Source organism: Flavobacteriaceae bacterium GSB9, assembly GCA_022749295.1.
GTDB lineage: Bacteria > Bacteroidota > Bacteroidia > Flavobacteriales > Flavobacteriaceae > Flavisericum.
This window is the reverse complement of sequence record CP062007.1, coordinates 344,107-358,488: the sequence shown is the minus strand read 5'-3', so window position 1 is coordinate 358,488 and position 14,382 is coordinate 344,107. Positions and strand designations below refer to the sequence as shown.

12 protein-coding genes are annotated in these 14,382 nt (G+C 37.1%); 5 read left to right on the top strand and 7 right to left on the bottom strand.

The genetic code is table 11. From position 1 onward, the window contains the following. Positions 1-22: 22 nt before the first annotated feature. On the bottom strand, positions 23-871 hold the full coding sequence (locus tag GSB9_00345; GenBank protein ID UKM63799.1) for a dihydrodipicolinate synthase family protein: 849 nt from the start codon (positions 869-871) through the stop codon (positions 23-25). 200 nt (positions 872-1,071) lie between these two features. Beyond that, entirely contained in the window at positions 1,072-2,349 is a 1,278-nt protein-coding gene (rocD, locus tag GSB9_00344; GenBank protein ID UKM63798.1) for an ornithine--oxo-acid transaminase, read from the bottom strand. 204 nt (positions 2,350-2,553) lie between these two features. Here rocD and GSB9_00343 point away from each other — a divergent pair, with 204 nt between their 5' ends. The 4 genes from GSB9_00343 to GSB9_00340 all read left to right on the top strand — a co-directional run bounded on the left by GSB9_00343 (position 2,554) and on the right by GSB9_00340 (position 6,603). Next, entirely contained in the window at positions 2,554-3,729 is a 1,176-nt protein-coding gene (locus tag GSB9_00343) for a mechanosensitive ion channel (protein UKM63797.1), read from the top strand. A 158-nt stretch (positions 3,730-3,887) separates the two neighbouring features. After that, the gene (rlmD, locus tag GSB9_00342) at positions 3,888-5,300 is read left to right on the top strand and encodes a 23S rRNA (uracil(1939)-C(5))-methyltransferase RlmD (GenBank protein UKM63796.1); all 1,413 of its coding nucleotides are present in this window, start codon (positions 3,888-3,890) and stop codon (positions 5,298-5,300) included. Positions 5,301-5,315: 15 nt separating this feature from the next. Then, positions 5,316-5,858, top strand: coding sequence for a DUF6452 family protein (locus GSB9_00341; protein ID UKM63795.1), 543 nt, complete (start codon positions 5,316-5,318; stop codon positions 5,856-5,858). Beyond that, a complete protein-coding gene (locus tag GSB9_00340) occupies positions 5,824-6,603 on the top strand; it encodes a DUF6048 family protein (GenBank protein ID UKM63794.1) in 780 nt (259 codons plus the stop codon). The genes GSB9_00341 and GSB9_00340 overlap by 35 nt, the downstream gene beginning before the upstream one ends. A gap of 12 nt (positions 6,604-6,615) precedes the next feature. Here the strand turns inward: GSB9_00340 and cmk are convergent, their stop codons facing one another. The 4 genes from cmk to GSB9_00335 all read right to left on the bottom strand — a co-directional run bounded on the left by cmk (position 6,616) and on the right by GSB9_00335 (position 11,875). After that, a complete protein-coding gene (gene cmk / locus GSB9_00339) occupies positions 6,616-7,308 on the bottom strand; it encodes a (d)CMP kinase (GenBank protein UKM63793.1) in 693 nt (230 codons plus the stop codon). Positions 7,309-7,353: 45 nt separating this feature from the next. Continuing rightward, entirely contained in the window at positions 7,354-8,373 is a 1,020-nt protein-coding gene (gene porQ, locus GSB9_00338; GenBank protein ID UKM63792.1) for a type IX secretion system protein PorQ, read from the bottom strand. Between the two features lie 223 nt (positions 8,374-8,596). Beyond that, positions 8,597-11,047, bottom strand: coding sequence for an endopeptidase La (lon, locus tag GSB9_00337; protein ID UKM63791.1), 2,451 nt, complete (start codon positions 11,045-11,047; stop codon positions 8,597-8,599). 177 nt (positions 11,048-11,224) lie between these two features. Continuing rightward, a complete protein-coding gene (locus tag GSB9_00335) occupies positions 11,225-11,875 on the bottom strand; it encodes a rhomboid family intramembrane serine protease (GenBank protein ID UKM63789.1) in 651 nt (216 codons plus the stop codon). A gap of 54 nt (positions 11,876-11,929) precedes the next feature. Here GSB9_00335 and GSB9_00334 point away from each other — a divergent pair, with 54 nt between their 5' ends. Beyond that, entirely contained in the window at positions 11,930-12,808 is an 879-nt protein-coding gene (locus tag GSB9_00334; protein ID UKM63788.1) for a lysophospholipid acyltransferase family protein, read from the top strand. 109 nt (positions 12,809-12,917) lie between these two features. Here the strand turns inward: GSB9_00334 and GSB9_00333 are convergent, their stop codons facing one another. Continuing rightward, positions 12,918-14,318 (bottom strand): ATP-binding protein, encoded by a 1,401-nt coding sequence (locus tag GSB9_00333; protein ID UKM63787.1) that lies wholly within the window; start codon positions 14,316-14,318, stop codon positions 12,918-12,920. Positions 14,319-14,382 lie beyond the last annotated feature (64 nt).

Here is a 14,382-nt window from a genome sequence, read left to right as displayed (position 1 = left end):
AGTTTAGTTAGTCGGTTTTGAATTAGTCCACCTCGGTTAATGGTGGCATCATGGTTTTATGGCATAATCCTTTTTTGTTCATTAAGGCTTTTAAAACAGCCAAAGATTCGCCTAAAGTTCTATCTTTTTGATATTGTTGAGCAATGGTATCGGTTTCGTTTTGCCATTTTTCGCATGCGTCCCAATCATTGTTTAAAGCAGCGGCATAGAGCTTTTTGTACATTTCTGGCACATAATTGCCTGTACTTGGCACAATACCATCAGCTCCCATTTTAAGGCTGCCAAAACTTTGTGCTCCCCATCCGCAGAAAAAGGAAAAGTTCTCATTGTTTCCGTAACGGTCAATACAGATTTGCATACGCTCTAGATCACGTTCAGAATCTTTTAAGCCCCAAATATTTTTATGGTGTGACAAGGCCTCTACAACCTCCAACGGAATAGACATTTGCGTTGTAGCCTTAATATTATACATCATTACCGGACCAGAAATGTTATCGGCCAAATTGGTATAAAAACCTGCCATTTGTTGTGGTGTTAAACCGTAATATGATGGCAAGGTAGCCACCACACAATCGGCTCCCAACTCTATGTATTTATTTCCTCTGGAAATTACATCGTCAACTTGGTTCCCTACCAATCCGGCATAAATGGTTTGGCTTGCTCCTTTTGCTTTTACAGCAGCTTTAACCAGTTTAAGGCTTTCGGTTTCATTAATGGAACTCGATTCGCCCGTGGTTCCTAAAACCAACGGATGTATACCATTTTCGGAAAAACGTTTTACTATTTTTTCAACCGCTTTAACATCTACAGAAAAATCGGGATTTAAAGGTGTAATCATCGGTACAACAACACCGGAAAAACGTTTTTGCATAAGTATATTTTTAAAAATTGCAACATGCAATATGTTTAATTAAAAAATACTTCGGTGTTACTATTGCCCGACGAACGATTTTATAAAGCAGAAAAGCATTAAGCCACACAAGCTTTCAAGATAAAATTAATTTCAACATTCTTTTTGCGATTAAAGAGATTTAGTTGGATTTCTATCGCTATGCTCTAACCTTAAGTCCTTCATTCAAATGACTTTAGCGTTTTTTTGATAATATCTACACAATCTAACAACTGTTCACGATTCATCACTAGTGGCGGAGCAAACCTAATAATATTACCATGTGTGGGTTTAGCTAACAAACCGTTGTCTCGCAAGGCTAAACAGATATTCCAAGCCGTATCGCTGTCTTCGTCATCATTAATCACTATGGCATTGAGCAACCCTTTACCACGAATGAGTTTAACAATTTTACTAGTCTCAATAAACTTGTTTAATTCTTCTCTAAAAAGCTCGCCCAAAGCCTGAGCATTTTCAGCCAAATTTTCATCACGAACCACTTCTAAAGCTGCCATAGCAACGGCTGCTGCAACGGGATTACCACCAAACGTACTACCGTGGCTTCCAGGCTTTATAACATTCATAATAGGGTTGTTTGCCAAAACAGCAGAAACTGGGTACACCCCACCACTAATGGCTTTTCCTAGAATTAAAATATCTGGTTTCACTTCTGGGTTTTTAGAGCAATTTTTATGCTCACATGAACAGTTACCACAAGTGGCCAATAACCGACCAGTACGCGCAATACCCGTTTGCACTTCGTCGGCAATAAACAACACATTATATTTTTCACAAAGTGCTTTTGCTTTTAAAAGGTAGTCTTCGGAAGGCACATAAACGCCGGCTTCTCCTTGAATAGGCTCCACCAAAAACCCAGCAACATTAGGATTGTTTTTCAAAGTATATTCCAAGGCCTCCAAATTATCATATTCAATTTTGAGGAATCCTTTGGTATAAGGCCCAAAATTATTCCGAGCTACGGCATCGTTAGAAAACGAAATAATCGTGGTGGTGCGTCCGTGAAAGTTATTCTCGCAAACCACAATTTCCGCTTCATTTTCATCAATTCCCTTTACTTCGTAAGCCCATTTTCTGCAGATTTTCAAAGCTGTTTCTACAGCCTCTGCACCAGTATTCATTGGTAATAATTTATCGAAGCCAAAAAACTGACAAGCAAACTTTTCAAACTTGCCCAACATATCGTTATAAAAAGCTCTGGAAGTTAATGTTAGGGTTTGTGCTTGCTGCATCATTGCACCAACAATTTTGGGGTGACAATGCCCTTGGTTTACTGCAGAATATGCCGATAAAAAGTCGTAATATTTTTTACCCTCTACATCCCAAACATATACACCTTCACCTTTTGTTAACACTACGGGTAACGGATGGTAGTTATGAGCTCCATATTCGTTTTCTAAATCTATCGCTTGTTGCGAAGTCAATTGGTCTAAAACAGCCATTTCATTAAAATTTAAAATTGAAAAAAACAACTATTCCTTCTGTACCTTTATTCTTTCGAGGTCCCGACGAGCATCGGGATGAAAAAGCAGCGTGGGAGAGAAATCATCCTTTGATAGCTGCAAATTACTCAAAAAAACCAAAAATTGTGTCTTTTCGATATTTTTTGTGTCTAAATTATAACAACCATCTAAAAATATAACATTATGGACTATTTATCGAATCTTTTAGACAGTATCACAGAAACATTGGGCGCAGACCTATCGAATGCGCTTGCTGCCTTAATTATTGTAATAATTGGTTGGTTTGTGGCTCGATTGTTAAAACGACTGGTCTTGAAACTATTTAAGAGCACAGGAATAGACGAAAAGCTGCATAACTCTAAAATTAGCCTTTCAAAATTCATTAGTAAGCTGGTATATTTTTTGATTATGATCTTCGTTTTTAGTTTAGCCTTAGAAAAAATGGGCATGAGCAATGTTCTTGACCCATTAAAAAATATGCTTGACGATTTTACAAGGTTCTTACCCAATATTATAGGCGCTGGTTTAGTTTGCTATATTGGCTATATGTTGGCTACCATTGTTTCTGAACTGGTTGAACTCTCAGGTGATTCCATTCAAAAACTTGTTCGAAAGTTGAGGATGCCCGAAAATATTGACCTAGTGGACGTTGTTAAAAAGGTCGTATTTATTTTAATCTTTATCCCACTACTTATCTCGGCGTTCAATATTTTAAACTTGGATTCTATTTCAGAGCCTGCAACAGCAATGCTCGGCAATTTCTTTGATGCCGTTCCGAAAATTATTCTGGCTTCTTTAATATTAATTCTATTTGTAGTTGGCGGTCGTTTTCTAAGCGAACTGATTAAAGATTTACTTAACAGCATCAACCTCAATAATTTTTTCAACAAAGCAGGTTTAGGCTCCATAACAGGCAATTACAATCTTGTAGGCATTATTGGGAATCTTATTTATTATTTTATCATTTTGTTCGGAATCACTACTGCTGTAGAAAAGTTGGAATTTGCCCACCTTTCTGATATTCTGTACACGATTACAAATTATTCGGCCAAAATATTATTCGGCCTAGTGATTTTAGCCATTGGTAATTGGTTAGCCAACATAGCCGCTACTAATTTCTCTAAAACAGACAAGAATGGTTTTGTGACTTCTGTTATAAGAGTTGCCATTATCGCTATTTTCTTGGCAATTGGCATGCGCTCCATGGGTATCGCCGACGAAATTATTAATCTGGCGTTCGGTATCTCTTTAGGAACCGTGGCTTTAACCATCGTTCTTTCTTTCGGATTGGGCGGTCGTGAAGCTGCTGGAAAACAAATGAGCAAAATATTAGACAAGTTCAACAATAAACAAAACTAAGTTTTACTGTTTAGTAAAACCACAACTTTTTAAAGAATAGAGCTGTTTGGAAAACCCAAGCAGCTTTTTTTATATACACCTATACCATAAAAAACAGCCGTTTTAAAAACTTAAAAAAATAAAGGCTTTTATATTTTTGCTATTATTACTTTTGCAGTATGTCAAGAAAAAAATCCAGAAAAAAAATTTTTGAAAGCTTAGAGGTTATAGATGCCGGAGCCAAAGGCAAAACCATTGCAAAAGCACCAGATGGAAAAGTTGTTTTTCTGTCTAATGCCGTACCAGGAGATGTTGTTGATGTTCAAACCTTTAAAAAGCGAAAAGCATATTACGAAGGTAAAGCCACAGTTTTTCATGAACTATCGGAAAAAAGAACCGAACCTGTTTGCGAGCACTTTGGCACTTGTGGCGGTTGCAAATGGCAAAATATGGCCTACGAACACCAATTGTATTACAAACAAAAGGAAGTTACCAACAACCTTACCCGTATTGGACATATCGAATTACCCGAAGTGACCCCTATTTTAGGTTCCGAAAAGCAATATTTTTACCGTAATAAAATGGAATTTTCGTTTAGTGACAGCCGTTGGCTCACACTAGACGAAATTCAGTCGGGTGAAGATTTGGACGATAAAAACGCTTTAGGTTTCCACATTCCGGGCATGTGGGATAAAATTCTGGATGTGAAAAAATGCCATTTACAACAAGCCCCTTCAAATGCTATTAGAAATGGGGTGAAACAATTTGCCATTGATAACAATTTGGAATTTTTCAATACCCGTAATCAAACCGGGTTGTTACGAACCATGATGATTCGTACATCCACGACCGGCGATGTAATGGTGCTTATTCAGTTTTTTAAAGAAGATGAAACCAAACGCAAATTATTGCTCGATTTTATTGATGAAACGTTTCCGCAGGTAACAGCGTTACTCTACGTTATAAACGAAAAAGGCAACGATACTATTTACGACCAAGAAGTGATTTGCTACAAAGGCAACGACCATATTTTTGAAAATATGGAAGGCTTGAAATTTAAAATTAACGCCAAATCGTTCTACCAAACCAACTCTGAGCAAGCTTACGAACTCTACAAAATAACACGTAATTTTGCAGGTTTAACCGGAAATGAATTGGTTTATGACTTATATACCGGCACTGGTACGATTGCACAGTTTGTGGCTAAAAAAGCAAAAAAAGTGGTTGGCGTTGAAGCCGTACCAGATGCCATAACTGCTGCAAAAGAAAATGCACAATTAAACCAAATAAATAACGTTGACTTTTTTGTGGGCGATATGAAACATGTTTTCAATACCGGGTTTATAAACAAACACGGGCAGCCCGATGTTATCATCACCGACCCTCCACGGGACGGCATGCATAAAGATGTGGTTCAACAAATTTTAAATATTGCACCAAAACGTGTGGTTTATGTGAGTTGTAACAGTGCCACCCAAGCCCGCGATTTGGCCTTGATGGATGCCCAATATAAAGTTGTTAAAACCCAAGCGGTTGATATGTTTCCACAAACTTTTCACGTTGAAAATGTGGTGCTTTTGGAACACCGATAAATGATTTTATAAAAAATGAAATACTTTAAAACCCTAATCATTCCCCTGATCTTGCTCATTGTACTATCTATCAGCTGCGAGCGCGATGATATTTGTCCGGCAAGCACACCTACAACACCGCGGTTAATTATCGATTTTCTTGATGTAAAAAACCCCGACAACAAAAAGGACGTGGTTGATATTGTTGTTGCAGGTTTAGATAACGAAACGATTCTTGGAAATTATAACTTTGTTCGTACCTCATCGCTTTTACTTCCACTAAAAACTGATGACAACACCACGCAGTTTATCGTTATTAAAGAAGCTGAAATTGATGATAATGACACCCCAGATGATACTTCAGACGATACCATTACCGGCAATCAAGATATTATAACAATAAATTACAGTAGAGAGCAGGTATTTGTATCACGAGCCTGTGGCTACAAAACCATATTTAAAAACGTAACGCTCACCATCGAGCCCGACTCTGATAACTGGATGCTTTCCAGACAACCGTTAACCGATAATCAATCTGTAGAAGATGAAACAACCACGCACTTTAACATTACGCATTAGCAGTCTTCTTGCGGTTTTACTATTGGCAACCGTTACAGAGGCCCAAAATGATAGTATTGCTAAGGCTACAAGCGATACAACCCGTGTAAAACTAAAATATGGCTTAAGGGTTGGCGGCGATATAGGAAAACTTATTCGGTCATCGCTCGACGACGATTATGCTGGTTTTGAAATTCAAGGAGATTATAGATTAAAAAAAGACCTTTATATTGCCGGTGAAATTGGTATTGAAGAAAAAAATACTGTAAACGATTATCTGGATATTACCAGCAAAGGCTCATATCTTAAAGCAGGAATTGATTACAATATGTATGAAAACTGGTTGGATATGGACAACATGATTTATGCCGGATTTAGAATTGGCGCGGCCACATTTACCCAAGATCTAAACAGTTTTACAGTATATAACACCAATCAATTTTGGGAGCAATACACTTCTACCGAAACGGAATCGTTTAGTGGTTTAACAGCCATTTGGGCAGAAATAATTCTTGGTATTAAGGTTGAATTGCTCAACAACCTTTATTTGGGCTTAAATGCGCAATTAAAGCTTAAAGCTAACGAAACCGAACCCAATAATTTCCAAAACGTTTATATTCCCGGTTTTGGCAAAACTTATGATAGTACTGGTATTGGCGTAGGTTATAGTTATTTCCTATCCTATCGAATCCCGCTTTACAAGAAATATAAAAACATTGAAAAAGTTAAAGCTGATGACGAGATTGAAGCTGAAACAAAAAACTAGCACATTAAACTATTAACCGCTTTCAATGACTTTTTTGACTAATTGAAGGATTTTATCAAATTGCTCTTGAAGCGTCATTTTAGAGTTATCGATTTCAATAGCACCTTTAGCTTTTACCAAAGGGGAATCTTCTCGGTTAGAGTCGATGTAATCACGCTCTTCCACGTTTTTTAAAACGTCTTGATATTGTATTTTGTCTCCTCGATCTGTCAATTCTTTAAAACGGCGTTTAGCACGAGTTTCGGCAGTAGCCGTCATAAACAATTTTAACTCGGCATCCGGAAAAACCACGGTACCAATATCCCTGCCGTCCATAACAACACCTTTATCGGCTCCCATTTTTTGTTGCTGTTCCACCAGTTTTTTGCGCACCTCAGAAATAGCGGCCACTTTACTCACAAAACTGGAAACTTCCAAGGTGCGTATGTGCTTTTCAACATTTTTCCCATTTAAATAGACTTCTGCGAAACCTAAATCAGGATTAAACTTAAAACTTATATGTATTTCCGGCAAACGTTCAATTAAAGCCGCTTCATTAAAATGATTGGTATCGATTAACCCTTTTTGCATGGCGTATAGCGTAACCGCTCGATACATGGCACCCGTATCGACATACACATAGCCCAAATGCTTGGCCAATTGTTTGGCAACTGTACTTTTTCCTGTTGATGAAAACCCGTCTATGGCTATGGTAATGTTATTCATGTTTGAATGTTGGATTGTAAAATGTCTAAATTACTTAAAACATTTTTATTGTAAATCAATTTGCAAGCCGAAGAAGTTGGAGTTGGCAGCACTGGTATATTTAGCATGCGTGTAACTAAAACGCATTTTGTTCATTTTAATGGAAATTCCTGCTGAAAGACCAGAAAAGTTTCGCTGGTTGAGAATTCTCAAATCTTCACCTCTTCTAAAGTTATAACCAACTCTGATATTGAAACCACCTTCGGGGAAAATCTCTGCCCCAACAATGGCATGGCGAATTACTTGACCAATAAAGCCTATTTTTTCATCGGATGTATTGCCTGATAAATCGCTGGTTGATCGCGCCGGATTTGGCCTTGAAATAGGCCATTGCTGTAGATTTTCCAAGGTTACATGCCAACGGATTGGAACATTTTCTAATTTTTGGGACATTCCAAAAGCCACTTCAAATGGTAAAGGTTCACTTAAGCCTGCGTAAGTTGTTATTTGCGAGCCTAAATTCCTAACAACCAACGCCGCATTGAAATCTAAATTTTCATCAATAAAAATAAGTCCTAAATCAACTGCCGCACCAAAAGAACCGTATTGTTCCAATTTTGAGGTAATCAATTTTAGGTTTCCACCGAAATAAAAATCTGAGTAGCCAATTTGTGTAGCATACCCGAGCGACAATGCTGTTTCGCTTCCGCTAAACGTTCCTGTGGAATTACCGTTTTCATCATAACCATCAAACGAACCATAATTTATATATGTTATCCCTCCGTGAAAGGTTTGTGCATGCCTGTCAATAGTATAAGCATAAGCAGCTGTACCGTATCCAATACCGCCCAAATAACTAGTGTAGTTTAGGGCCAATTGGTTATCCATTTCTACATTTATGGTCGCAGGGTTTAATAAGGCTTGGGTAACATCATAATCTACATTTGTAAAGACCTTTCCGCCCAATGCGGCCTGACGCGGCGATGAAACCAAGTTTAAAAATTGGTAGGTATGCTCTCCACCCACTTGGGCCGTAGCTAAGGTTGTTAAAACGAAACAAAAAAATGGGAAAATTTTTTTTAGCATATTTACAAGCGCAAAGAAAGCAAATCTATCTTAAAACGGCAGCAAGTCTATTTTATTTTAATAACAAAAAAACAGGTGGTCTAAAAAGCCGTGTACAAATGCCATTAAGAGAAATTAGTATTTCGAAGTAATCTTATAATCATCGATTTGATTATTCTAAGATTACTTCTCCCGATAGCTATCGGGAAAAGGAATGACAACTTTTTAGACCGCCTTCTTATTTTTATATGTCTTTGGCGTTTTTAACTTTTTGATTGGTGATGGCTATTTTTATAACCTCACTCATTTCAGATACATAATGGAAGGTCAAACCTTTTAAATATTCAGGTTTAATTTCCTCAATATCCCGGCGATTATCTTCACATAACAGAATTTCTTTAATTCTGGCACGCTTGGCTGCCAAAATCTTTTCTTTAATTCCGCCCACCGGAAGTACTTTTCCGCGCAATGTAATCTCACCCGTCATGGCTAAACTTTTCTTCACTTTTTTCTGTGTGTACAGTGACACCAAAGAGGTAAGCATCGTAATCCCTGCACTTGGACCATCTTTAGGCGTTGCGCCCTCTGGCACATGGATGTGAACATTATATTTATCGAAAGCGGCAGGATCTATTCCAAATTCCTCTGCGTTCGATTTAATATATTCCATGGCAATGGTAGCCGATTCTTTCATCACTTTACCTAAATTTCCGGTAACCGTCAAGGTTCCTTTTCCTTTTGATAAAATTGACTCAATAAATAAAATGTCACCACCAACGCGCGTCCAAGCCAACCCGGTAACTACGCCGGCCACATTATTGTTTTCATATTTATCGCGCTCAAGTTTTGGTCCACCTAATACATCAATAATATCTTCATTAGTAACTTTAATGTTGTAATCTTCTTCCATGGCTATATTTTTAGCCGCATGACGTACCATTTTTGCGATTTGCTTTTCCAAGCCGCGAACACCTGACTCGCGGGTATAACCCTCAACAATTTTCTCGAGTTGCGGTTTGCCTATTTTTAGATCTTTTGTCGATAAACCGTGCTCTTTAAGCTGTTTGGGTAACAGGTGCTGCTTGGCGATTTCTACTTTTTCTTCAATAGTATACCCTGTTACGTTTATAATTTCCATACGGTCCAATAAAGCGGGCTGAATGGTTGACAAGCTATTGGAAGTAGCGATAAACATAACTTTTGAAAGGTCGTATCCCATTTCCAAAAAGTTATCATAAAACTCGCTATTTTGCTCGGGGTCCAAAACTTCAAGCATGGCAGACGATGGGTCACCTTGATTTGAGGTGGCAAGCTTATCGATTTCATCCAATACAAATACAGGGTTCGATGTCCCTGCCTTTTTCAAGTTTTGAATAATTCGGCCCGGCATAGCACCAATATATGTTTTACGGTGCCCTCTAATTTCGGCTTCATCACGCAAACCACCCAAAGACATGCGCACATATTCGCGCCCTAAAGCCTCGGCAATAGATTTACCCAAAGAGGTTTTACCAACACCCGGAGGGCCGTACAAACACAAAATGGGCGATTTCATGTCGTTACGCAGTTTTAACACTGCTAAATACTCAATAATGCGTCGTTTTACGTCCTCCAACCCAAAGTGATCCCTGTTCAATATTTTCATGGCACGTTTTAGATCGAATTTATCTTTACTAAACTCGTTCCACGGTAAATCTAAAAACAGCTCTAAATAATTACGCTGGATGGAATACTCGGCAACCTGAGGGTTCATACGTTGTATTTTGGCAATTTCCTTTTCAAAATGCTTGGCTACTTTTTCGTCCCATTTCTTCTCTTTGGCCTTAATGCGCATTTCTTCAATTTCGGTATCGTGGCTAACACCGCCCAGTTCTTCCTGAATGGTTTTCATTTGCTGATGAAGGAAATATTCGCGCTGTTGTTGGCTCATATCCATTTGCACCTTCGATTGGATGTCGTTTTTGAGTTCCAATTTCTGAAACTCGACATTCATATATTTTAAGGTGGCCAAAGCCCGTTTTTTTAGGTCGTTGATTTCGAGCAGCTCCTGTTTTTCGGCAACCGAAAGGTTCATATTTGAAGACACGAAATTCACCAAAAACGAATTACTTTCAATGTTTTTAATGGCAAAAGAGGCTTCACTCGGGATATTTGGGCTTTCCTTGATTATTTCGAGCGCTAAATCTTTAATAGAATCAATTATGGCCGTAAACTCTTTGTTTTTTTGGCCCGGGCGTGCTTCCGGTATATCGCGAATGGTTGCGTTCATATAAGGCTCTTCAGTAATTACCTCGGCCACCTTAAAACGCTTTTTGCCTTGAATAATTACAGTAACGTTGCCATCGGGCATTTTTAAAACCCTTAAAATTCTGGCTACCGTTCCCGTTTCATGGATATCCTTTGCAGTTGGCTTTTCAACATTTTCATCCTTTTGGGCCACTACACCAATCACCTTTCCGCCTTTATTAGCATCGTTAATCAGTTTTATGGATTGGTCTCTGCCAGCCGTAATAGGAATAACTACTCCTGGAAACAATACCGTGTTGCGTAACGACAAAATAGGCAAGGTTTCTGGTAATTCTTCGTTATTAATGGCTTCTTCATCTTCGGGTGTCATTAACGGAATTAACTCTGCATTTTCGTCAAATTCCTGTAGTGACAAACTGTCAAGATTCATAATATTCGATTTCTTCATATACTATATTAAGTCAATCTGTCATTAAAAACAGATCGTTATGTTTTTAGGTTTTTCTATAATCGTTTTAAATACGTTGAATACAGGCGGTTTAAACCAATACACCTGTCTTCATATAGATAATAAATTCAATTGCCGTGCCATACTGATAATGGTAAGTTATAATTACAACTTAAATTACATCTTCCGCATTTTCTTCAATATAAAAAGCAGTGCAATAGGAATGGCCAACAAAACCACCATTAATAAATTAGTTTGAAATAACCATGGCGATAACCCCAAAGTGATAATATATCCACCAATGGCACCACCAAAGTGGGCATCGTGGCCAATGTTACCAATACGGTTTTTCATACCATAAATAGAATACAACAAATAACCAATACCAAAAATATATGCCGGAATGGGTATAGGCACAAAAAACAAGTACAAACTCATGCCCGGTTGCAACAAAATAGCGGCATAAATAACGCCTGAAACAGCACCACTAGCCCCAACAGCACTGTAATGGTATTCATTTTTATGAAAATATAACGACAACAAATTGCCCAATAACAAACTGCCCACATAAATAAGAACAAACTGCGTAGTATTTAACAAGGCAATAACCACATCGGCAAAAAAGTACAGCGTCAACATATTAAACAACAAATGCTGCGTATCGGCATGTAAAAACCCCGAACTAAACAAACGGACTTGCTCTCCACGTTTTACCGCACCCACATTAAATTTGTATTTTTCGAAAAACGAATAATCTTGAAATCCTTTGTACGAAATAATGACGTTGGCTGCAATCAGCACAATGGTAATTATATCTATTTTGCCCATGAGAATGAGGTTTAAGTTTGAATTAGTCTATATTTGCAAATCTAAAATTAATTCATGCAATTTCTAGCTTATATTCTAGTTTATCCGCTTTTGTGGATGGTTTCGGTTTTACCATTCAGATTGCTTTATTGCGTTTCAGATGGTTTATATGTTCTACTCTTCTATATTATAGGCTATCGAAAAAAGGTTGTAGAAAACAATTTAAAATTAGTGTTTCCTGAAAAATCTTTAAAGGAAATTACCACCATTAAAAAAAAATTCTATAAGCACCTCTGCGATATGTTTTTAGAAATGGCTAAAACCATGACGATTTCTGAAAGAGAATTAAAAAAGCGCTTTAAAATAACCAACCCAGAAGAACTAAAACGCTTGGAAAAACTCAACAAAAGCATTATTTTAATTTTTGGGCATTATGCCAGTTGGGAATGGTCTATTGTACTGCAAAATTACATTAACTTTAAAGGTTTTGCAGTTTATAAAAAACTAGCCAACAAACATTTTGATAAATTGGTTCGTGATATTCGTTCTAAATTCAACACCACGCTTATTAGCACCAAAGAAACCATAAACACCATTACGCAAAACGAAAACGAGGGCAGCAGAACCATTACGGGTTTTTTAAGTGACCAATCGCCAAGATTAAGCAAGGAAGTGTATTGGAGCTCGTTTATGGGTATTAAAGTGCCTTGCTTTACCGGAGCAGAGCGTTTGGCAAAAAAATTAGATTTTTCAACCGCCTATTTAAAAGTGAACAAGGTAAAACGCGGCTATTATGAAGCTGAAATCATTACACTTGCCGAAGATTCAAGAATTTATAAAGACTACGACCTAACCGATATGTTTTTAAGGGAAGTTGAAAAGCAAATTTATGAAGCACCAGAATATTATTTCTGGACCCATAAACGTTGGAAACACAAGAAATCAAATAATTAAGCTAGTTTTGGTTTTGTATAAAAGACCGTTATCCATACAATTTTTTGACACTAAAAACTACTCGAACTGATGCTTAAATTAAATAGGTTTTTAAAGCAGGGCACAGCATTTAAGCGCTTTTTTTTGAATGTTTCAATAGGAGTTTATTCAGTTTTTTTGCTTCAATGGGTTTGGCTAAAAAATCGTCAATACCGGCGAGTTTAGCATTATTGATATCTTCTTCAAAAGCACTGGCAGACACCGCAATAATTGGTGTTTGTTTTACTGCGTATTTATCGGTTTCCTTAATAAATTTTGTGGCTTGATAACCATTCATATCGGGCATATAGATATCCATAAAAATAATATCGAAATCTAGTATTTTGTATAGTTCAACAGCTTCTAGCCCATTTTTCGCAAAAGTGCAATCGGCACCTTGTTTTTCCAGTAAGAACTTAATAACTTTTTGGTTGGTTCTATTATCTTCAGCCACCAATACGTTAAGCTTTTCCAATAATATGGGTTTACTTATTTCTTCTTCTACCTTTAAGTTTAGTGTTTTTTTAAGCTGCAAACTAAAGTAAAATGTAGAGCCTTCATTCTCCTTACTTTCTAACTTTAGCTGTCCTCCCATTAATTTTACTAATTTATTAGAAATGGACAACCCAATACCTCTTCCCCTGTAATCCTTTAAAGCTGGTTGATTTATTGGTTCAAACACCTGTTTTGCTTCATTAGGGCGCATTCCAACACCTGTATCCTTTACGTAAAAAGATATAATCTGTTCGTCATTTATTCCAACCGTTTGATCTACGATTACTGATATCTTTCCTATGTTGGTGAATTTTATGGCGTTATTTATGAGGTTAATAAGTATTTGCTGTATTCTTGGCGAATCTCCGATAAGTAAAAATTTATCATTTTGATCGGGCAAAAACTTATATTCGAATTCCAATCCCTTTTCCCATGCTTGATATTCAAAAACCTTAAAGAGCTTTGTTAAATCCGATTTAATATCCATGGCGCCCATTTTGAGTGTTACATCACCAGACTCGACATTTGAGTTGTCTGTTATCATATTTACTAGTTGCAACAAATGTTTGGAGGAATATTCGGCAATTTCAACCTGTGCTCTTTGATGGTCACTCAAATCGGTTTGTTTCAGCATGTTTATCATACCTAAAACTGTACTTAATGGCGTTCGAACCTCATAACTCATATTGGCTAGATAAACCGATTTTTCATTGGCCAGATTATCGGCATCCGCCAATTCATTTTTTATTTCCTCAATTCTAAGCTTTAAATTCGATTTTATCACTTCATTCTTTAAATGGCTTTTTAAAAAATATTGCAATCCGAAAACTTGAAAACTAGCAATAATGAAAAGAAAAAGTGCGGCACTGTTGGCGTAAATCTTATCGTCTAGAACAGCATAACCAACAAACAAAATAGCCGTAATGGATATAAAGATAAAAATAGACAACTTCTTTTTTACCTTTAAGGATTTTATAAATTTTGACAGGAAATTCATTAGACTGGCGCTTTCAACAAACTTATTTATAATTAAGGAAAATCACAAAACAATTATATGCTAA

Excerpts from the sequence above, each read along its gene's own strand:
- cmk (UKM63793.1), bottom strand. The coding sequence starts at position 7,308 with ATGAATAACATTACCATAGCCATAGACGGGTTTTCATCAACAGGAAAA.
- GSB9_00335 (UKM63789.1), bottom strand. The coding sequence starts at position 11,875 with ATGGGCAAAATAGATATAATTACCATTGTGCTGATTGCAGCCAACGTC.
- porQ (UKM63792.1), bottom strand. The coding sequence starts at position 8,373 with ATGCTAAAAAAAATTTTCCCATTTTTTTGTTTCGTTTTAACAACCTTA.
- rocD (UKM63798.1), bottom strand. The coding sequence starts at position 2,349 with ATGGCTGTTTTAGACCAATTGACTTCGCAACAAGCGATAGATTTAGAA.
- GSB9_00333 (UKM63787.1), bottom strand. The coding sequence starts at position 14,318 with ATGAATTTCCTGTCAAAATTTATAAAATCCTTAAAGGTAAAAAAGAAG.
- rlmD (UKM63796.1), top strand. The coding sequence starts at position 3,888 with ATGTCAAGAAAAAAATCCAGAAAAAAAATTTTTGAAAGCTTAGAGGTT.
- GSB9_00334 (UKM63788.1), top strand. The coding sequence starts at position 11,930 with ATGCAATTTCTAGCTTATATTCTAGTTTATCCGCTTTTGTGGATGGTT.
- GSB9_00340 (UKM63794.1), top strand. The coding sequence starts at position 5,824 with ATGAAACAACCACGCACTTTAACATTACGCATTAGCAGTCTTCTTGCG.
- GSB9_00343 (UKM63797.1), top strand. The coding sequence starts at position 2,554 with ATGGACTATTTATCGAATCTTTTAGACAGTATCACAGAAACATTGGGC.
- GSB9_00341 (UKM63795.1), top strand. The coding sequence starts at position 5,316 with ATGAAATACTTTAAAACCCTAATCATTCCCCTGATCTTGCTCATTGTA.
- GSB9_00345 (UKM63799.1), bottom strand. The coding sequence starts at position 871 with ATGCAAAAACGTTTTTCCGGTGTTGTTGTACCGATGATTACACCTTTA.
- lon (UKM63791.1), bottom strand. The coding sequence starts at position 11,047 with ATGAAGAAATCGAATATTATGAATCTTGACAGTTTGTCACTACAGGAA.